General features: G+C 51.2%; 18 protein-coding genes. 13 read left to right on the top strand and 5 right to left on the bottom strand.

The features are described 5' to 3' along the window. Positions 1-36: 36 nt before the first annotated feature. Both C4H11_RS09465 and C4H11_RS09460 read left to right on the top strand, forming a co-directional pair. Positions 37-1,575 carry a TldD/PmbA family protein gene (locus C4H11_RS09465; RefSeq protein ID WP_106041496.1) on the top strand — a complete coding sequence of 513 codons (1,539 nt, stop codon included), beginning with the start codon at positions 37-39 and terminating at the stop codon, positions 1,573-1,575. 30 nt (positions 1,576-1,605) lie between these two features. Then, a complete protein-coding gene (locus tag C4H11_RS09460; RefSeq protein WP_106041494.1) occupies positions 1,606-2,925 on the top strand; it encodes a TldD/PmbA family protein in 1,320 nt (439 codons plus the stop codon). A 2-nt stretch (positions 2,926-2,927) separates the two neighbouring features. Here C4H11_RS09460 and C4H11_RS09455 read toward each other — a convergent pair whose 3' ends face one another. From C4H11_RS09455 to C4H11_RS09440, 4 genes are read right to left on the bottom strand one after another with little or no spacing between them, the layout of a single operon-like run. Further along, the gene (locus C4H11_RS09455; protein WP_106041492.1) at positions 2,928-3,995 is read right to left on the bottom strand and encodes a GNAT family N-acetyltransferase; all 1,068 of its coding nucleotides are present in this window, start codon (positions 3,993-3,995) and stop codon (positions 2,928-2,930) included. Between the two features lie 12 nt (positions 3,996-4,007). Continuing rightward, complete coding sequence (locus C4H11_RS09450; RefSeq protein ID WP_106041490.1) at positions 4,008-4,919, bottom strand: DUF2156 domain-containing protein; 912 nt, start codon at positions 4,917-4,919, stop codon at positions 4,008-4,010. 54 nt (positions 4,920-4,973) lie between these two features. Continuing rightward, positions 4,974-5,669, bottom strand: coding sequence for an LrgB family protein (locus C4H11_RS09445; protein WP_106041488.1), 696 nt, complete (start codon positions 5,667-5,669; stop codon positions 4,974-4,976). Next, positions 5,666-6,004: a CidA/LrgA family protein gene (locus C4H11_RS09440; protein ID WP_106043312.1), complete on the bottom strand. Its 339-nt coding sequence runs from the start codon at positions 6,002-6,004 to the stop codon at positions 5,666-5,668. The genes C4H11_RS09445 and C4H11_RS09440 overlap by 4 nt, the downstream gene beginning before the upstream one ends. Positions 6,005-6,315: 311 nt before the next feature. Between C4H11_RS09440 and pta the strand changes: the two genes are divergently transcribed. From pta to C4H11_RS09425, 3 genes are all read left to right on the top strand, one after another. After that, positions 6,316-7,335: a phosphate acetyltransferase gene (gene pta / locus C4H11_RS09435; RefSeq protein WP_106041486.1), complete on the top strand. Its 1,020-nt coding sequence runs from the start codon at positions 6,316-6,318 to the stop codon at positions 7,333-7,335. Positions 7,336-7,357: 22 nt separating this feature from the next. Continuing rightward, positions 7,358-8,554, top strand: a complete 1,197-nt coding sequence (locus tag C4H11_RS09430; protein ID WP_106041484.1) for an acetate kinase — start codon at positions 7,358-7,360, stop codon at positions 8,552-8,554. Between the two features lie 1,093 nt (positions 8,555-9,647). After that, a complete protein-coding gene (locus tag C4H11_RS09425) occupies positions 9,648-11,270 on the top strand; it encodes a tetratricopeptide repeat protein (protein WP_106043310.1) in 1,623 nt (540 codons plus the stop codon). Between the two features lie 309 nt (positions 11,271-11,579). On the opposite strand, the gene C4H11_RS09420 is transcribed toward C4H11_RS09425, so the two are convergent. Then, on the bottom strand, positions 11,580-12,413 hold the full coding sequence (locus C4H11_RS09420; RefSeq protein ID WP_106041482.1) for a helix-turn-helix domain-containing protein: 834 nt from the start codon (positions 12,411-12,413) through the stop codon (positions 11,580-11,582). Between the two features lie 135 nt (positions 12,414-12,548). On the opposite strand from C4H11_RS09420, the gene C4H11_RS09415 reads away from it, so the two are divergent. The 8 genes from C4H11_RS09415 (at position 12,549) to C4H11_RS09385 (ending at position 21,216) form a co-directional block, all read left to right on the top strand. Continuing rightward, on the top strand, positions 12,549-13,394 hold the full coding sequence (locus C4H11_RS09415; RefSeq protein WP_106041481.1) for an aldo/keto reductase: 846 nt from the start codon (positions 12,549-12,551) through the stop codon (positions 13,392-13,394). A 54-nt stretch (positions 13,395-13,448) separates the two neighbouring features. Then, the gene (locus C4H11_RS09410; protein WP_106041479.1) at positions 13,449-14,048 is read left to right on the top strand and encodes a flavodoxin; all 600 of its coding nucleotides are present in this window, start codon (positions 13,449-13,451) and stop codon (positions 14,046-14,048) included. A 55-nt stretch (positions 14,049-14,103) separates the two neighbouring features. Further along, positions 14,104-14,226, top strand: a complete 123-nt coding sequence (locus C4H11_RS14605; protein ID WP_262494814.1) for a hypothetical protein — start codon at positions 14,104-14,106, stop codon at positions 14,224-14,226. A 3-nt stretch (positions 14,227-14,229) separates the two neighbouring features. Continuing rightward, positions 14,230-15,237, top strand: a complete 1,008-nt coding sequence (locus tag C4H11_RS09405) for a carboxymuconolactone decarboxylase family protein (RefSeq protein ID WP_106041477.1) — start codon at positions 14,230-14,232, stop codon at positions 15,235-15,237. Between the two features lie 254 nt (positions 15,238-15,491). Next, on the top strand, positions 15,492-18,662 hold the full coding sequence (locus C4H11_RS09400) for a SusC/RagA family TonB-linked outer membrane protein (protein ID WP_106041474.1): 3,171 nt from the start codon (positions 15,492-15,494) through the stop codon (positions 18,660-18,662). A 21-nt stretch (positions 18,663-18,683) separates the two neighbouring features. Further along, positions 18,684-20,198 carry a RagB/SusD family nutrient uptake outer membrane protein gene (locus tag C4H11_RS09395; RefSeq protein WP_106043308.1) on the top strand — a complete coding sequence of 505 codons (1,515 nt, stop codon included), beginning with the start codon at positions 18,684-18,686 and terminating at the stop codon, positions 20,196-20,198. Between the two features lie 140 nt (positions 20,199-20,338). Continuing rightward, complete coding sequence (locus tag C4H11_RS09390; RefSeq protein WP_106041472.1) at positions 20,339-20,617, top strand: LysO family transporter; 279 nt, start codon at positions 20,339-20,341, stop codon at positions 20,615-20,617. Continuing rightward, positions 20,614-21,216: a lysine exporter LysO family protein gene (locus C4H11_RS09385; RefSeq protein WP_106041470.1), complete on the top strand. Its 603-nt coding sequence runs from the start codon at positions 20,614-20,616 to the stop codon at positions 21,214-21,216. The genes C4H11_RS09390 and C4H11_RS09385 overlap by 4 nt, the downstream gene beginning before the upstream one ends. Positions 21,217-21,219: the final 3 nt, after the last annotated feature.

Raw genomic sequence — 21,219 nt, 5'->3', positions numbered from 1 at the left:
AGAAACAGTTTCTTATAACCAATTTATAGCAAAAAGATGGATAGACGAAATTTTTTAAGGACGGGAAGTCTGGCGGCATTAGGCTCGCTGGCAGCACCGTCGTTGGCTGTGCCGGCATCCGTTCGGAAGACATTGGAAAGAGCAGATGACAAATCTGCCGTTACTGCGGCAATGAACCATTTCGGCGTGACAGAAGCCGATTTAAGGAAAGTGCTTGCTGCCGCTCTGGAAAAGGGAGGCGACTATGCCGACCTCTATTTTGAACATACATTCAACAACAATGTAAGTCTGAAGGACGGCAAGGTAAACAATTGCGGAGCCAACATCGACTTCGGCATGGGGGTGCGTGTTTTGGCAGGAGACCAAACCGGGTACGCTTATGTGGAAGGCGTCACGTTAGACGAAATGTTGCGTGCCGCCCGTACAGCCGCCCGCATCGCGTCGTCCGGCAAGGCCGGCAAAACGATGGCACTGACGGAGAAGACAATAGCCAAAAGCCGCTATGCCGTTAACGAATCGTGGGAAGACGTGAGCGTAAAGACAAAAATTCCTTACTTGGAAAAACTGAACGAGAAGATTTTCTCTTTGGACAAACGTGTAAGCAAGGTGCAGGCCTACCTCACCGACAACACTTCGCACGTGCTGTTCTGCAATTCCGAGGGTGTGAGTTACTATGACTACCGCCCCATGGTTTCGTTCGTGGCAGTCTGCATCATGGAAGAAAACGGAAAGATGGAGAATGGCTATGCCAGCCGTTCCTACCGCAAAGGGTTTGAATTCATGACAGACGATATCGTTGAAGTTCTTGCACGCGAAGCGGTAGACAACACTTCCATCCTGTTCAAGGCCATCAAGCCCAAAGGTGGCGAAATGCCCGTGGTTATGGGCGCAGGAGGTTCGGGCATCCTGCTGCACGAAGCCATCGGACATGCTTTCGAAGCCGACTTCAACCGCAAGCGCACCTCCATCTTCTGCGACCTCTTCGGCAAGAAGATTTGCGACGAGCACATCAACGTGGTAGACGACGGTACCATTCCCTTCAACCGAGGCTCCGTAAACTTCGACGATGAGGGTGTGGAAGGACAAAAGACTTATATCGTGAAAGAAGGCGTGCTGACCAGTTACCTGCACGACCGCATCAGCGCCAAACATTATGGCGTGGCGCCTACCGGAAACGGCCGTCGCGACACATTCCGAAATATGCCCATCCCCCGCATGCGAGCCACCTATATGGAAGCCGGAAACATGAAAGAGGAGGATATCATTTCTACCGTGAAGAACGGTATCTTTGTGGACAACTTCACCAACGGACAGGTGCAAATCGGTGCCGGCGACTTTACTTTCTTCGTGAAGTCCGGTTATCTGATTGAAGACGGAAAACTGACACAGCCCATCAAAGACATCAATATCATCGGCAACGGACCGAAAGCACTGGCAGACATCACCATGGTGGCCAACAACGACAAGATAGACAACGGCACATGGACCTGCGGCAAAGACGGGCAGTCTTGTCCGGTGACCTGCGGCATGCCGTCGGCATTGGTCAGCAAACTGACGGTAGGAGGAGAAAGCTAACAAAAAACGGAAAACTGAAAATTAAACGAAATGATTACGGATAATAATAAGAAATTGGCACAATGGGCAATGGATTATGCCCTGAAGAATGGCTGTCAGGCAGCCAAGTTGGTGCTGTATTCCAACTCCAACGCTTCGTTCGAATTGCGTGACGCCAAGATGGATAAATTGCAACAGGCTTCTGAAAGCGGTTTGAGCATCAGTTTGTATGTTGACGGAAAATACGGTTCGTATTCCACCAACCGTTTGGATAAGAAAGAACTGGAAAGCTTCATCAAGAACGGCATTGAGTCCACACGCTATCTGGCAGAAGACGAAGCACGCGTATTGCCCGAACCTTCCCGCTACTATAAAGGGGGAAAGCCCGATTTGCAACTGTTCGACAACAAGTTCTACAGTCTGAACCCCGACGACAAAGTGGCTATCGCCCGTGCCGCAGCCGAAGAGGTCTTGGGAAAAGACGAACGCATCATATCGGTCGGCAGCTCTTACAGTGATGGAGAAGAGGCTTCATACCGCCTGACGAGTAACGGTTTTGAAGGCGAATCCAAGTCCACCTGGTTCTCGGTTTCGGCCGATGTGGCCGTGAAAGGAGAAGGAGAAGCACGTCCTTCTTCTTATTGGTACGACTCGGCCATCTTTTATGACAAACTGATAAAGTCGGGCATCGGAACAAAGGCATTGGAACGTGTATTAAAGAAACTGGGACAGCGCAAGGCCGCTTCGGGCAAGTATACCATGGTGGTCGATCCCATGAATGCAGGCCAATTGCTCAGCCCGTTGTTGAGTGCCTTGTACGGTTCCGCCCTTCAGCAAAAGAATTCGTTCCTGCTGAACAAGCTCAACACGAAAGTCGGTTCCGACAAACTGAACCTGATGGATGAGCCTCATCTCATCGGAGCCCGTGGCGCCCGTTACTTCGACAGTGAAGGCGTGGCAACCGAACGTCGTCCGATATTCGAAAGCGGAACATTGAAAACCTATTTCATCGACACCTATAACTCCAAGAAAATGGGAGTGAAACCGACCATCAACTCACCTTCTCTGCTGGTGCTGCAACCGGGAAACAAAGACTTGGACGGTTTGGTGGCGGATGTACAAAAAGGCATATTAGTTACCGGATTCAACGGCGGAAACAGCAACAAGAGTACCGGTGACTTCTCCTATGGCATCGAAGGCTTCCTGATAGAAAACGGAAAATTGATTCAACCTGTCAACGAAATGAATGTGACCGGCAATATGATTACCCTCTGGTCTTCTTTGACAGCCGTTGGCAATGACCCCCGTCTCTCCTCTTCCTGGCGCATACCTTCGTTGGTATTCGAGGGAGTGGACTTCAGCGGATTGTAACGTCAGTTCATCATCAGGCTCATATACGGGAGTGACCTTTCGAATATTTTAGTGGTGAGTTCACCGATTGTAAGTGCCACGTGGTTGTCCGGCAAGCACGTGGCACTTTTTATACATTTACCGCCACTCAAGTGATAGCAGCCGTTGTTCTCGCTTATTTGCTCGTCGGTGAGGCAGATGCAACTCTCCACTTCGGGATGGATGCCCGCATAAAGTTCCAACATGGCTCCGGCATCGATGATACGCGCCATTCCTAAAGGCTCGCCGGCTTCATCCGCCGAAAGAGGGGCAAGCACTTCGACGGACGAGACATTCAAATCCCTGCAAATGCTTTGAAGCAATAAGGTATATGTTTCGGGAGTGTCCGATACAATTTCTCCGATACGCCATTCGTCCGACCCTGCCCGATAGGCCACAGCCAGCGCAACAATCCGGGCCTTACTTTCCGGCTCGTCATTGCCTTCCTTAAGCTTGCTCTCCTTCGTATGCAATGTATAGACATATCCCTGCCCCAATCGCAAATCGGCAAGAATAACACGAAAGTCCTCCTTTGTATGTTGCATGCAGTAAGCTCGTTCTCTTAACTTACCATTCAGGTATTCATATCTTCTCGCTTTGCATTGTTCACCCACTCTCAACACATACTCTTGGCCGGAAGCAGGAACGTCCGAAGCCACGAAAGTGCTTGTCCTGCATTTGAACACAGGCGCGTAGCCATAGCGGGCATAATAAGCGAACAGCCAAGGTTCCGCAGGAATCAAAGCAGACAAGACCTTGCCATTGTGCAACATGCGCATGAAAGCCCGGGATAAGAGCTCGCCCATTACCCCCCGGTTACGATGGTCGGGATGCGTACAGGCCCCGGAGACATAAGCGACTTTGATTTCCTCCCCTCCAAACGTCATGGGATAAGGCAACATTTGCAAAGCCGCAATCACTTTCCCCTCACTTTCCATGGCAATGTTGACGCTGTCATTGTAGCGCAGCCGGAAATACATCTCTCTGAACTCCTCGCTATCAGCGAAACAAAGCTTCCATAAGTTCTTTATCTGTCGTTTCACCCCGTCCATCTCGTTCCGCTACTATTTTATCATTTCCACGGGTTCGTCTTTCAGGCAGGCCATGTATTTTTCCAGAATGATGGCAGGCTGATAAGATAGCTTGGACTTGCGCAAACCTTCGATGCCCAAATCCTCCTCCCGGTTGATATAGATATATTGTTCGGGAATATGGTTTGCAAACTCGTGGTTAATCATCGCGTATGCTCCGTCAATACTTGCATCGGCCTTCTCGATGTGCACCCCGAAGGTATCCCGGTTGATGGGCATGCCGAAGGTGAAGGCCGCAATCTTACCGTTTACATGCAGAATACCCCCCATCAGCCCCAGCTCATCAAAGTGCTGAAGAGCGTAAACCAATGCGCGGCGTTCGTTGCCTGTTCCCTCATGTTGGTCGCAGTTGTTGGCCCTGCACCAGATGGCCTCCAGTTCCAGGCATTCCTGAATGCGATCGGGGGTAATGGGAGTGTATTCATAGCTATAAGTCCGCTTGAATTTATTCACGTGGTTTCGCTTGGCTTGAAGCTTCTTCCCCGAAAGCGTGGCAAGGTCGGTACGAAGATAGAGATAATCCGCATAGTCACGGTCTGCCGTGAACCGGAACCTCCCGGGCATGAAAGCTTCCAGTTCGGAACACATCCCGGAGCAAATGCCCAGCAAGCAGAAAGGCTCTCCTTCCCGACGGGCATCCTCCATCAGAGCATCCAACACTTTCTTCAAATCACCGTTGCCTATCGGCATCATATATACCGATTTCCCATTGGCCCGGAACTTCAATAACAGGAATCCGTCCATAATGGCAAACCGGGTATTGTACAGGAAGCGCCAGCTGCACAGATTGGAAAACGAAAGGTCACAGTTTCTTCGAGGAGCATTTAAGGTGTATGAGGTGATAAGCTCTTTGTCTTGCGGTTCGATGTCTTTAAATGAAATCATAAATGTTTGGGTTGATTGAGATTGGCAGTAATAACAAAAAAACGGTGGGTTTTGTTAGAGCAAACCCAGCAAACGCAGAATGGCCGGTGTGAACAAGGCCGTGAAAATGCCGTTCAGCGTCAGGCCGAGACCGGCGAATGCACCGTACTTACGACTTATCTCCATGGCAGCGGAAGTGCCTACCGCATGAGCGGCGGCTCCCATCGAGAGGCCTTGAGCCATGGGGCTGCCTATACCCGTCAGCTTCATTGTCTTGAAGCCCAATATGCCACCAAGCAGACCGACGCTGACCACGACGGCGGCAGTCAGCGAAGGGATGCCGCCCAATGATTTGGTCACTTCCATTGCAATCGGCGTGGTTACCGACTTGGGAGCCAATGAAAAGACGATTTCATCGGAAGCCCCCATCAGTTTGGCTATCAGCACCACGGAAACAACACCCACGATGCAGCCCGCCAATTGAGACAAGATGATGGGCAGCAACTGTTTCTTTATGGTCTCCAGCTGAAGATACAGAGGCACTCCCAAGGCAACGACGGCGGGTTTCAGCCAGAACTCTATCAAGCGCCCCCCTTCGTTGTAGGTCTCATAGCTGATATGCGCCGTTTTCAGAAAGATGATGAGGATGCCGATTGTCAGCAAAATGGGATTAAGCAGCATGATGCCGGTTTTCTTTTGCAACAGTTTGGAAAAGAAAAACACTCCGAAGGTGACGGCCAACAGGAAAAAGTTGTTTTCTAAGAAACTCATTTGATTTTACGTGTTAATTGATGAACCCATCCGGTGACGACAATCACCAGCAGAGTACTGACTAATGAAGCAACGACTATCGGCCAGAATTCGGCCGCGATAATATCGAAATAGAGCATCAAGGCTACACCGGGCGGCACAAAGAAGAAACCCAGATTGGCCACCAGAAAGTCGGACATGCCCTGCACCCAGTGCAACTTTATCCAACCTAATTTCAAGAACAAGGTAAGCAACAGCATACCGATGATGCTGGAAGGCAACTTGACGCCTGTGACGAATACGACCAGCTCACCCAAAGCTAAACATCCGAAGAGGATGGCACATTGACGAATCATAAAAACAAGGTCTCCGGGAGACCGACTGATTATTATATGTTGAAAAAACGTTGCAAAGGTAGACATTCTACACATTGCTTGTTGCAGCCGGTCTGCTTTTTTTATCGCACAACCGCTGTATGTCCCCCTCCGCCTTGGAGCGGCAATGTGTACGAGCACATTCCATCTCTTACTTTTTAATGTTAAATATTATAATAAATGAGAGCAAGCATGGAAAAAGAGAGTTTTTTGCAATGTTGATATTGCAAAAAACTATACTTTTGCGAAGTGAATGACACACACCGCTATTCTTAGTTATACACATAAATATCATGCAAAGATTAATCAATGAAATCCTTGAACGTGCGAAAGCCGACCGCCAACGCATTGTTCTTCCCGAAGGTACGGAAGAGCGTACCTTGAAAGCCGCCAACCAGATTCTGACTGACGGCATCGCAGATCTGATACTTCTGGGAAATCCGGAAGAAATACGCGCTTGCGCCCAAGAGTGGGGATTGGGAAACATCGAGAAAGCCACCATCGTCAATCCGGCAGACCATCCCAAGAAAGAAGAATATGCACAGCTGCTGTACGAGCTTCGCAAAAAGAAAGGCATGACCATCGAAGAAGCCCGCAAACTGGTGCTCAACCCCCTCTATCTGGGCTGCCTGATTATAAAGAACGGCGATGCCGACGGCCAGTTGGCAGGCGCCCGCAACACCACCGGCGACGTGCTTCGTCCGGCTTTGCAGATTATCAAAACCACCCCCGGCATCACCTGCGTTTCCGGCGCCATGCTGTTGCTGACACACGCCCCCGAATATGGCAAGAACGGCATACTGGTGATGGGCGACGTGGCCGTCACCCCCGTGCCCGACGCCGCACAGCTGGCCGAGATTGCAGTCTGTACGGCACGTACGGCGAAAGCCGTTGTGGGCATGAACCCGAAGGTAGCGCTGCTCAGCTTCTCCACCAAAGGCTCCGCCAAGCACGAAGTGGTGGACAAGGTGGTAGAAGCCTTGAAGATAGCCAAAGAAATGGATCCTAAATTGGCCATCGACGGCGAGTTGCAGGCAGACGCGGCACTGGTTCCCGAAGTAGGCGCAAGCAAGGCGCCGGGCTCAAAGATTGCCGGCAACGCCAACGTGCTGATTGTCCCCAGCCTCGAGGTAGGCAACATCTCCTACAAACTGGTACAGCGCCTGGGACACGCCGATGCCGTAGGCCCCATCCTGCAAGGCATCGCCCGCCCGGTAAACGACCTCTCGCGCGGCTGCTCCATCGAAGACGTCTATCGCATGATTGCCATCACGGCCAATCAGGCCATTGCTGCCAAACAAAAACCCGAATAACATTAAAATCTGATATATCGACATGAAAATCTTAGTATTGAACTGCGGTAGCTCGTCCATCAAATACAAGTTGTTCGACATGGATACGAAAGAAGTTATCGCACAAGGCGGAATAGAGAAAATAGGCTTGAAAGACTCATTCCTGAAGATAACCCTGCCCGGAGGCGGGAAGAAGATTCTGGAGAAAGCCATCCCCGAACATACCGTAGGCGTGGAATTTATCCTGAACACCTTAACCGGCCCCGAATACGGCGCCATCAAGTCCTTGGACGAAATCGACGCCGTAGGCCACCGCATGGTGCACGGAGGCGAAAAGTTCAGCCAATCCGTGCAGCTGACGCCCGAAGTGCTGGCCGCCTTTACCGCTTGCAACGACCTGGCCCCGCTCCACAACCCGGCCAACCTGAAAGGCGTAAACGCCATATCGGCCATCTTGCCCGATGTTCCTCAAATCGGCGTGTTCGACACCGCTTTCCATCAGACCATGCCGAAGCACGCCTATCTATACGCCGTGCCCTACGAGCTTTACGAGAAGTACGGCGTGCGCCGTTACGGCTTCCACGGCACCTCCCACCGCTATGTGTCGCAACGCGTCTGCGAGTTCCTGGGAGTGCAGCCGCAAGGGAAAAAGATAATCACCTGCCACATCGGCAACGGAGCCTCCATCAGTGCCGTCAAAGACGGCCGGTGCATAGATACCAGCATGGGGCTCACCCCGCTCGAAGGCCTGATGATGGGAACCCGTAGCGGCGACATCGACGCGGGCGCCGTCGCCTTCATCATGGAAAAGGAAGGCTTGGACGCAAACGGAGTGTCCAACCTCCTGAACAAGAAAAGCGGTGTGCTGGGCATCTTCGGCGAGTCCAGCGACATGCGCGACCTGGAAAACGCCGTGGCAGCCGGCAACCCGAAAGCCATCCTGGCCGAAGAGATGTACTTCTATCGCATCAAGAAATATATCGGCGCCTATGCGGCCGCATTGGGCGGCGCGGACATCATTGTCTTCACCGGCGGTGTGGGCGAAAATCAGGCCAGCGCCCGTTGGGGAGCCTGCGGAGGACTGGAATACATGGGCGTGAAGCTGGATGCCGAAAAGAACAAGGTTCGCGGTGAAGAAGCCGTCATCTCATCCGCCGACTCCAAAGTAAAAGTAGTGGTAATCCCCACCGACGAAGAACTGATGATTGCCTCCGACACAATGGCTATTTTGCAGAAATAATGCCGGATAAGCAATCCCGACAGAATACCCCCACCACCACCGGAGGTATCTTCTGACATGTGCGACTACCCTTTAAAAAAAGCCGAACGGCGAAATATCGCAACCCGGTTCGGTTTTTTTAAAGGGTAGTCGCTTTATATATAAATATGTATAATGTGTACAATATATATGATGTGCACAGCCCCCTATTGACCGGCGTTTCAAACTCCTATCCGCAACCTATAAATATTGAAACCTGAGTACTATTTGCCTCCTCCCCCTACCGGTTGGCGTCTCAAACTTCTATCCGTAACCTATAAATGTTGAAACCTGAGTGCCATTTGCCTCCTCCCCCCTACCGATTGGCGTTTCAAACTCCTATCGCAACCTATCTCGGCGTCAAAGAGAAAAGTTGAGCCGGTCAAGGAAAAAACTTAATCTCATCAAGGAGAGAAGTTGGCTTTTCAGTAAACAAAATCTCTGTTCGCGCACTGCGAACGGATATCCGCAGTGCGCGGATTTATGTTCGCAGTGCGCGAACGGACGTTCGCAGTGTGCGAACAGAGATTCCACAGTAATCAAGAACAAAAAGACTACCTATTCTCATCCATGTTTTTATCCTATATACGTATACTATATATCCATATACTATAATATCCGAATGCCATAGCCATATATCCGAATGTCATAGCTATATATCCGAATGTCATAGCTGAATATCCAAATGTCATAGCTGAAAGCATCGGCATCTTTATGAGGTCACACCTTCAAGATGATATCAAGAATGTATCACAAATTGTTTCCCCCCCCATTCATTTACGACTGCGGTCAGCGTACAACCTTCGTATTACCGCATGCCGTCTCTCCGACAGCAAGCCGGAGATAACTGCTTGCACATATCCCCCCCCAAAAAAAACGGGAAGACAAGTGCCTATCCAGAAATTAATTATCCTGAACTCGCCAAGTACCGTTTCCAAATCTTCTCAGAGGCAGCGGAACAGTGGCGGCCACCGAGGGACGGGATGCCCTCGCCAAGCACCGTTTCCAAATCTTTTCAGAGGCAGGCGGGAGTTTTGAGAAGAAATAATTAAATTTGCAAAAACAAGACGAGACGATGAAGAAAGCCTTTTATTTATTACTCGCATGCCTTCTGTGTGCAACGACATCCCTGCAAAGCCAAGATATAAAACAAGCCCGGACCCTGATCGGACAAGCGCAGAAATACTTGTACAACAATCCTAAGCAAGCCTCTTATTATGCCTCCCAAGCCTCTGCCCTGTTCCCCGAAGACGAGCCGAACGAGGTCCGCGCACAAGCCATGCTGCTCTACTGTCAGGCAGAGCAACTGCTGGGCAACTTCGATTTAAGCATCAAAAACCTGTATGACACGCAGAAGTACATCCATCCCTCCAACAAAAGACAGAACGCCTGCCTCTACTCTCTCATGGGACGTGTGTATAGCAAACTGGGCGACTACAACAAGGCCATCGAGCTGAACGACAAGGCCACCTCCATCTTTAAATCCATCGGCGACTCCACCTCCATAGCCGGGTGCTACAACGAGCGCGGAGTGATGCACCACTTCCTCAACGAGTTTGCCGTGGCCGAACGGTTCTTTCAGAGAGCATTGGCCATCAACCGCGCCCAGCGCAACCTGAAGGAGATAGCCACCAATCTGAACAACCTCTGCCTGTATCAAGGAAACACGGAAGAGAAACTCTCCTTCATTCAGGAGGCCATCGTCATCAACAAGAATCTGGATGCGCAATGGTCGCTGGGCGAGAACTATAACAACATGGCAAAACAATATTACTACGGCCGGCAGTACGACAAGGCGCTGGAAGCCTTGCAGAAAGCGCATGAATATGCCCACAACATCGGCGCCCGCGAGCTGATTTGCGACAACTGCGAGTATTCCTCCATGGTGTATGCCGCCATAGGCGATTTTGCCAAAGCCTACGAGGCTCTGGACAAGATGTATCACCTGAGCAAGGAGTTGCAAAGCAGCAACAAGCTGCGCAACATCGAGCTGGAAATCTCCTACAAAAGATATCAAGACCAGAAGTATGCCACCGAGTTGCAGGAGCAGGCTTACAGGATAGAGCTGCTGAAGCGCAACGTCTGGCTGCTGGGCAGTGTCCTGCTGCTGGGCGTGGCTTTCTGCATCTTTCTTTATAAATGGTATAAACGCAGGAAAGACCTGCAATTGGTAAAGGCACGCTACCGGCTTGAGCTGTCGGAGCGCGAGGTCTCCGAACTGAAGCTGCATCAGCAGGAGCTGGAACTGGAGCACGTACAAAACGCACTCAACACCAGCCGGCAGGAGGCCATGAGTTTCGCCGTATTCCTCAGAAGCCGCAACGAACTGCTGGACAAGATACGCGAAATGATAAAAGAGGGGTATAAGATGGACAACCAACTTCTCATCCCCCATCTGAAAAAGGTGAATGCCTTCATCGGCCAGTGCCAAAGCGGAGACAAGGCCAACAGCGCCGTACTGACGAACGTGGAGGACAAGAACAAGGAGTTTCTGCAACGTCTCGTTGCCCTCCATCCCAAACTGACGCAAGGCGAAAAGTATCTTGCCACATTGCTAAGGGTGAACCTCTCCACCAAAGAGATATCCATGCTGACCGGCACCACGCCGAAGACCATCAACATGAACCGCTATCGCTTGCGCAAGTCGCTCAACCTTTCTTCGGAAGAAGACCTGGCCGACTATCTGCAACACATATAACCGGCCGGCCATATTTATTCTACCCCCCCCTCCGCTTCACTGCTTCTCTGCTTCACTGCTTCACTGCTTCTCCGCTTCTGCACCCAAACTGCTTGGTGCACTGAAGGTTGCCCTTCTCTGCTTCACTGCTTCTCCGGCTTCTCTGCTTCGACAAGGAGATTCTGGATCGTGCCACCGCCATCACCCTTCACTGCTTCTCCGGTTTCTCCGCTTCACTGCTTCTCCGGCTTCACTACTTCACTGCTTCTCTGCTTCGACAAGGAGACTCTGGATCGTGCCGCCGCCATCACCCTTCACTGCTTCTCCGCTTCACTGCTTCTCCGGCTGCAAACTCAACCGGTATTGACTGGGCGACATTCCCAAATGCTTCGATACATAGCGGCTGAAGTAGGAAAGTGAGGCAAAGTTCATGATGTCGGCAATTTGGGTGAGCGACAAGTGCTCGTCTTCAAGAAAGCCTTTGAGCATCGGGATGGTATAGCGGTCGATGAAAGATGTGACACTGCTGCCCGTGGTTCGACGCACGGTGTCCGAAAGATATTTGGGTGTAACATGAAGGCGGTCGGCATAGTAGGCTACGTCTCGCTCGGTGCGGCTGATGCCGGTCTGCAACAGTTGCATCAACTCTTTCACGATAAAACTACGGCGGTCGGTCGATTCCCGCGCTCCGTAGTACTTGGCGTGGAAGTCGAAGAGGTCGTACATCATCGTTTGGCACAGGCTGCCCATCAGCTCGCGGTAAAACAAGTGAGAGGTGTCGGCCATACGGTCGCGAAGCCGGTGAATGTCGTCCGTGAACTTCCGGGCATCTTCTTCGCAAACGGGAATGACCGGATTATTGTAAAGCGTGATGCCGCCACCTATACCGAAGTTGTTGGCCGGAAGCTGAGCGTTCAGGAATTTGAGCGGAGCGGCGAAGAACTCTACCCGCAGGTCGGGATGGGGCGCAAGGTTACACACCTTGTCGGGCAGAATCAGGATGGCTATATCGTTACGACAGATATGCCAACAACGTTCGTTGAACACGAAGCTGCCCTCGCCGTCGAGGCAAATCAGGTGCACGCACCAACGATAGAAGCGCTTGTCGTTGATTTGCAGAAAGTCTGTGGAAAACACAAAGTCCAACTCATTATTCCCGTTCATACGCCAAAGTTAAGCAATATTCCGGTATCAGGTGAACGATTTGCGTGAAATGTGACATTTTCGAGGTGTTTTGTGAAACAATGTAATAAATCAAACGCCGTAACTTTGTAATCGTAAAACCAAAAAAAGAAAAAAATGAAGTATGTAACTTTAAACAACGGAGTGAAGATGCCCCAATCGGGCTATGGGGTATATCAAGTGAACCCGACAGAAGCCGAACGTTGTGTGAGCGACGCACTCGGTGCAGGATATCGGATGGTAGATACGGCACAGGCGTATCACAACGAGGAGGGTGTGGGTGCAGCGGTGAAGAAGAGCGGCATTGCCCGCAGTGAGGTCTTTCTGGTGTCCAAAATATGGATCAGCCACTATGGCTATGAACGCGCCAAGGCAAGCATCGACGAGAGCCTGCGGCGGTTGCAGACCGAATACATCGACCTCATGCTGCTCCATCAGCCTTTTTGCGACTACTACGGAGCCTACCGCGCTTTGGAAGAGGGCTATCGGGAAGGCAAGTTGCGGGCCATCGGCGTGAGTAACTTCCAACCGAACCATTTCATCGACCTTGCAAGCAATGTCGAAATCGTACCGGCAGTGAACCAGGTAGAAACACACGTCTTCTGCCAGCAAATCAAAGCCAAGAAATACATGGATGAATTCGGCACGCATACCATGTCGTGGGGACCGCTTGCCGAGGGACGCAACGGCCTCTTCACCAACCCGGTGTTAGAAGAAATCGGCAAGGCACATGGCAAGAGTGTGGCACAAGTGGCTCTTCGCTACCTTACGCAGCGCGACGTCATCATCATTCCCAAGTCCACCCATCGTAACCGTATGGAAGAGAACTTCAGCATCTACGATTTCGAGTTGACACCCGACGAGATGGAACGCATCAAGGCCCTTGACCTCGCCAGGAGTGTGTTCTTCGACCATAACGACCCCGAAACCGTGAAAATGTTTATGGGATGGCGACAACTCTGATATGAATAAATGAAAATAACCCATAATCCGACTATCTTATAATCCGACTATCTTATGAAATTATCGAGAATCATAACCGTTGTGGCCGCATTGCTGACGTCCGTGGCATGCAACGGAAGCGAAAAACAGGAAAACGAAATGGAAAAAGGAAAAGCATTGATAGTATTCTTCTCGCATGCGGGAGATAACTATGCAGTAGGAAATATCAAAGAAGGCAACACTAAGATTGTGGCCGATTACATCAAAGAACAGACCGGAGCCGATGTCTTTGAAATAGTAGCCGAAAAGAGCTACGACATGCCCTATTCGGAACTGATAAAGGTGGCACAGGCGGAGAAGAAGAGTGGAGAACTGCCTGCATTCAAAGGCTCGATAAGCAACATCGGCGAATATGATGTGATTTTCATCGGTGGCCCGATATGGTGGGGCACTTATCCGCAGGTCATGTTCAGCTTCTTCAAAAAACACGACCTCAACGGCAAGACACTCATACCATTCACCACCCACGAAGGCAGCGGACTTGCAAGCACGGTCGAAGACGTGAAGAAGCAATATCCGCGCGCCAAGGTTACCGGCGCATTCGCCATCTACGGACACGAGGTGAGGACAGAAAAGGCAAAGGTGGTAAAGTGGCTCAAGGGACTGGGATATTGAAATGAGATAATGCAACGCCTTTGTTTCACAAATCATTCGCACCGCAGTAAAAGCCATGAAAAAGATTATACTGACAATTTTTGCAATAGCGGCCGTCAGTACAACCGCCTGCGCACAGAAAGAAATAAAAAACAATCAGACAATGAATGTAATGGAAACATTAGACCGAAAATGGTAGGACATGGCGGCCATAGCCTGTCTGGAAGCCAAAGGAGATGTTGACGGACTGGCACAGGCCATTCACGAAGGATTGGATAACGGACTGACCGTCAATCAAATCAAAGAGGCTCTGTCGCAATTGTATGCCTATACGGGCTTCCCCCGCAGCCTGAACGGGCTCAGTGTGCTGCAACGAACCTTGGAAGCGCGAAGGGCTGAAGGCATCAAAGACGACGAGGGAAAAGATGCCGAACCATTGCCGGAAGACTATAATGCCTTGAAACACGGCACGGAAGTGCAGACTCTGCTTACGGGAGGCAAACCTTTCAATTACGATTTTGCGCCCGCAACAGATTATTATCTCAAAGCCCATCTATTCGGTGACATCTTCGTCCGCAACAACCTCTCGTTTGCCGAGCGCGAACTCGTCACAATCAGTGCGTTGTGCGGACTGAAAGGAGTTGAGCCGCAATTGGCTTCGCACGTCCGCGGCGCTCGCAACATGGGACTTTCGGACACAGCTATCCGCGCCATCCCACAAGCCTTGCGGCAAAAAGCGGGCGACTTGGAGGCTTATCGCGCAGACAGAACTATCGCCGAAGTTTTCGGCGAACCGTTTGCAGGAGGCGAACCCATCGAAGACATGATATTCCCCAAAGGCGAGCTCAACACTGCCTACGCCAAATATTTTATTGGCAACAGTTACCTCGCCCCTCTTACCGAAGGCACTTTACCGTTGCATAACGTAACGTTTGAGCCGGGTTGCCGCAACAACTGGCACATACACCACAAAGGCGGACAACTCCTTATTTGTGTCGGCGGTCGCGGTTGGTATCAGGCATGGGGCGAACCGGCACGCGCACTCAAGCCCGGTGACGTAGTGAACATTCCTGCCGAGGTAAAACATTGGCACGGAGCAGCCCGGGATAGTTGGTTTCAACACATTGCCATCGCCGTTCCTGCCGAGGGCACAAGTACCGAATGGTGCGAAGCGGTGACGGATGAGGAATACAAGAAGTACAATCAATAAAAAAAAGAAAGAGGCGGCGGAGCACATAAAGCGTTATTTACGGCCCGAGCCTCGGCTTTCATGATTTGTAGGCATACAAGCAAATAATTATATACTATTAATCAACTATTTACATTAACAGCTGTAGATTATAAAACAAAGAATAAGCAGCATTTGTAGTTCTCTTGTAGATACTTTTATTTGTTTTTTCACGCTTATGCTTAATAACTTAGCATCGTGAGAAACAAGAATATTAACCTTAAAAACTTATTCACATGAATAAAAGTAACTACTTTAAAGAAAGAGCGACTCTGCTGCTTTTCTTCTTTGCTTCTATGTTGCCCATAAGCGCATTGGCACAAGCCATCCGGCTGACGGGTAACGTGACCGATGCAACCGGTGAAAGCATCATCGGTGCCAGCGTATTGGAAAAAGGAACGACGAACGGAGTGATTACGGACATTGACGGAAACTTCACCCTGTACGTTTCGTCCAATGCAACCATCATCATCTCTTATGTGGGCTATACTGCTCAAGAGATACCACTGAACGGACGCAATACCCTGAAAGTGGTATTGAAAGAAGACGCCGGAATGCTGGACGAAGTGGTCGTGATAGGCTACGGCACAATGAAGAAAAGCGATATGACGGGAGCCATCTCTTCCGTCGATGTGGAAGAACTGTCCAAACGCACTACCACCAATCCGGCCGAAGCACTGCAAGGAAAAATTGCGGGCGTAAACATCATGAAGTCCGGAGGTAATGCCGGTGCAGGCGTGCAGGTGAAAATCCGCGGTGTGAAAACCTTCGGCGATAACGAGCCTCTTTACATCATCGACGGTTTTCCCGGCGACATCAACTCGGTGAACCCGCAGGACATTCAGGCGATGGAGGTGTTGAAAGACGGCGCGGCAGCAGCCATCTACGGTTCGGTGGCAGCCAACGGCGTCATCATCGTGACTACGAAGAACGGAAAGAAAGGCGAAACCAAAATAGACTTCAGCGCATATGTCAGCATGACGGATGTGGCAAAGAAGCTCGACTTGCTGAATGCCGATCAGTACAAGAAAGTGCATACGCAAATGTATGAAAACTGGAACTCGCACGTAGAGAACCACAAATCGCAATACGACGCCGAGAACGAAGGCGTATGGAAAAAACAGTTGATGGAACTCGAACCTTACATGACCAAGAATACAGGCATCGATACCGACTGGCAGAAAGCCATGTTGCGCACGGGTCTGTCGCAGAACTATATGGTCAGCATCAGAGGGGGCGGCGAAAACACACAGTATTCGGTGTCGTACAACCATGCCGACGACAAAGGAATCTTCCTGGGCAATGACTACCGGCAGGATAACGCCCGCCTAAAACTGCACACAAGCAAGTATATCTTCGACATAGACGCCAACATGGCTTTCAAGTTCACTGACAGCAAACAGCCGGAGTACCAACTGAAAGAGATGTATATGATTTCTCCGTTAGTACCTATCTATAACAAAGACGAGAAGTACGGTTTCGGCCTGACCAACTTCGACAACCTGCCAAACAACCGAAACGTGATGGCCGACCATCATTACGAAAAGTCGACCGACAAACGCTATCATACCAGCGCCAACATAGCCCTGACCGCCAACTTCACGAAATGGCTCAGCTTTAAAACAAGCTATGCATACCGGGGAGAACATCAACGCCAGACTTACCACACACCGACTTATATAGCCGACGTAAAATCGAAACGTGACTACCCGTACCACAGCGAGACTTCAGCTTACTGGGAAGAACACGTATGGGAAAACCTGTTGAGCTTCAACAAGGAGTTTGGCAAGCACACTGTCAACGCAGTGGCAGGTACGTCGACCATGGCCCGCAGATATACTTGGCACTCGGTAGGCGTGGAAGGCAAAACCACCACTTACAAGGTGGAAGACGGGCAGTTAGTGATAGGCGAACAACCCGGCGGCTTCCTCGACTCAGGCTTCTCTACCGTAGGAGCAGGTGCGGGCGGCACTTTCGACGGAAGCGGAAGCAAATGGGATTACAGACGGGTGTCTTTCTTCGGACGCGTGAACTACAACTACAATAACCGCTACCTCGTGCAGGCTACCGTGCGCAGCGACGGCTCTTCCAAGTTCGGTGCGGACAACCGTTGGGGCTTCTTCCCGTCGGTGGCCGTGGGCTGGAGAATCAGCGAAGAGGCGTTCTTCCCGAAAGACATTGCGCTGAACAACCTGAAGCTCCGTGCCAGTTGGGGACGGCTGGGCAACGAGAATGCTCTGGGATTTTACGATTTCCTTGCCTTGATTTCGACCTACAACACCAAGTATCAGGGATATGTGAAAGGCAACGGAGACAACGCATGGACGGGAAGCATCGCCCGTGGACTGGAAAACCGTTCGTTGAAGTGGGAAACCACCGACACGAAGAACATCGGACTTGACTTCGGCTTCTTCGACAACAAGCTGACCGGAGCCTTGAACTACTATTACAACCAGACCGAAGAACTGCTGATAACCAAAGCGCTCCCACCCTCTGCCGGTCTGAACAACCCCATTCTGAATGTAGGCAAAATACGCAACTCCGGTGTCGAGGTCGAGCTGAATTGGACCGACTCGAAAGGCGGATTAGACTACAGCGTAGGCATGAACCTCAGCACCACAAATAATAAGGTGGTGGAACTGGCAGACAAGAGCCAGGTGCTCTATGGCGAGGGTCTGAAATACGGAAGCGAACACTTCCCCACCCAGACGCGCGTGGGCCAACCCATCGGCGCATTCTATCTCTACAAGACCGAAGGCTTGTTTCAAAGTAACGCCGAAGCCCGACAATACAAAAATGCGGATGGTAAAGAGTATCAGCCCTTTGCCGATGCCGGCGACATCCGTTTTGCCGATACGAACGGTGACGGTTCCATCGACGATGACGACAAGGTGTATTGCGGTTCGGGCATCCCCACGCTGGAAGTCAACCTCAATTTCTCTGCCGGCTACAAAGGTTTCGACCTTTCTTTCGTATTGGGCAGCGCATGGGGACACAAGCTCTACAACGGAAATAAATACTTCTATGAAGGCATGAACTCCGGCTCCAACTTCCTTGCTTCGTCGCTCGATGCGTGGACGCCTCAGCACACAAATACCAACGTGCCCCGTGCCATCTTCAACGACCCCAACGGCAACCTGAAGGAATCCGACCGTTTCATCGAGAAGGGCGACTTCATTCGCCTGCGCCAGTTGCAACTGGGATATACCCTGCCGAAAGCCATGATGCAGAAAGTGTTCATCGAGAAACTGCGCTTCTACGTAAGCGGCGAAAACCTTTTCACCATCACCGGCTACGACGGCATCGACCCCGAATTCTCGCGTGCAAGTGTGCTGAACACCGGTATCGACAAGCTGATTTATCCGTTTACCCGTTCGTTCACACTGGGTGCACAACTAACATTCTAACCAAATTAATACGATATGAAAATGAAAAAAGCAATATACATAGCCGGCCTTTGTTTCGCATCGCTCCTGACAGGCTCGTGCGACGATTATTTAACCTTGGAGTCGCCCGACCAACTTACTTCGGGCAGTTTCTGGCGTAATGAGAACGATGCGCAAGCCGGCATTTCGGCTGCCTATTCACAGTTGGAATATTACATCGACACTTGGGAGTTCGCCGAAGTGAAGTGGCCCGTTGAGGCTTATCGCGAAGACATCGTCAACATGGGCAACGACGCACGCAACTATCCCAATTGGCTGGAGCTGTACAACTTCACCTATACCAACGGTAACTCGCAGTTCAGCAACTACTGGTGGAACAACTACAAAGGCGCCAGCTTCGCCAATCAGGTGATAGAGAAGGTGACAGCCATGAAGGAAGGTTCCATTGCCCCCGCCATGCGTAGCCAAATCGTAAATGAGGGACACTTCCTGCGTGCCTACTACCACCTGAAACTGCTGCTGAACTGGAAGGAAATCATCATCCGCGATAAATATATCACCGGTCAGGCAGAACTGAACAAAGCACTCTCTTCGCGCCCCGACGCATGGGATTTCATCATCGAAGACCTGAAACAGGCCGCGGCTCTGCCCGCCTCCTACGACAACGACAACTTGGGACGCGCCACCTGCGGGGCAGCCTATGCCTATCTGGGACTGTCTTACCTGACACGTGCCTACGAAGAACCGGAGAAAAAGTCGGAGTATTTGACTTTGGCTCTCGATGCCTTGAACAAGGTGACCGGCTACGAGCTCGTCAAGAAATTCTCAAGCATGTTCGACGCCACCAACAAGAACAGTAAGGAGTCCGTCTTTGAGTTGCAGACTTCGATGAGCAGTGCCAACGGAGCCAACTACCGCACCCAGCTTCACCGCTGGATAGGCGTATCGGAACTTTGGGGATGGGATGAGATACTTCCGAGTAGTGTCTTGATGGACGAATTCATAAAAGAGGGCAAAACTGCCTCCACCGGCCGTTACGACTCACGCCTATACGAAACCATCTTCTTCCAATGCGATTACTACAACGATGGCAAAGGCCGCGTATACGGACGCAACTACAACGACTGGTTCGAGGGTAACAACCGCCCGGCATTCCGCAAATTCATGCCTACCGACCATGAAGGGCTAAGCAACAACTACTGCGCCATCAACATCCCCTTGATGCGCTACGCCAACGTATTGCTGATGAAAGCCGAGGTGCTGAACGAACAGGGGCACCCCGAACAAGCCATCCCTCTGATTAACGAGGTGAGAAGCGTGCACGGCGACATGCCTGCCATGAAAGGTACTTCGCAAGCCGAAGTGCGTGCGCAGATAGAGCACGAGCGCATGATCGAGTTTCCGCTGGAAAACTGGCGCTGGTACGACCTACGCCGTTGGGGCAAGCTGGCATCGGCACTGGCAAGCGCCGGACGCGCCGGATTCGACGAGACGAAGCATGCCTTCTATCCCGTGCCTCTGACCGAAATCAATGCCAACGACCTGATAAATAAGTAGAAATTAATTCTCTCTGACACAACCTCAGTACAAGGCAGCATCTGTTCCGACCCGTGCCGCCTTGTACGCCTTGAAAACTTTTTCTTTGCTGAAACTTAGTGGGTTTGTGCTATCTTTGCCTACAAAAAAACGACATAGATATGTTTGCAATCATCGGACTGATGCTCACCGGAATGCTGCTGGGCTATCTCTTACGGAAACGGGACTTACGGAAAATCTCCCAAATCATTACCCTGCTCATCTGGCTGCTGCTTTTCATCCTCGGCATAGAGGTGGGAAGCAACGAACAGATTATCAAAGGCCTGCACACCATCGGCATGGAGGCCGTGATACTGACGCTGGGTGGAACGCTGGGAAGCGTCACTGCCGCATGGGCCTTGTGGAAGAGCCTGTACAGACAGAAAGGAGGCGAAGTATGAAAGGAAGCCTCGTCATCGTCGGCTTTTTCGTGCTGGGTGCGCTGTGCGGAGTTTCCGGCCTGATGCCTTTCGACATTGCCGAAACCGACATCGGCTACTACGCCCTCTGCGCACTGATGTTCAGCGTGGGGATAAGCGTGGGCAACGACCCGCAGACACTGAAGAATTTCCGCTCGCTCAACCCCCGGCTGATATTTCTGCCCGTGATGACGATACTAGGCACGTTGGCAGGTTCGGCGGCGGTCAGCCTCATCCTGACTCACCGTTCCGTAACAGACTGTCTGGCCATAGGGTCGGGGTTCGGTTACTATTCGCTCTCCAGCATCTTCATCACCGAATACAAGGGAGCCGAACTGGGAACCATCGCCCTGCTGGCCAATATCAGCCGCGAGATACTGACACTGCTGGCAGCGCCTCTGCTGGTGCGGTGGTTCGGAAACCTCGCCCCCATCTCGGCCGGAGGCGCCACGACGATGGACACCACGCTGCCTATCATCACGCGGACGGCCGGACAACAGTTTGTGGTGGTTTCCATCTTCCACGGCTTTGTGGTGGACTTCAGTGTACCGTTTCTGGTCACCCTGTTCTGCTCCTTATAAGGG

It is taken from the genome of Bacteroides zoogleoformans (genome assembly GCF_002998435.1).
GTDB classification, from domain to species: Bacteria; Bacteroidota; Bacteroidia; order Bacteroidales; family Bacteroidaceae; genus Bacteroides; species Bacteroides zoogleoformans.
Note: the sequence above shows the minus strand (reverse complement) of the source record. Positions and strands in the feature narration are given on the sequence as shown.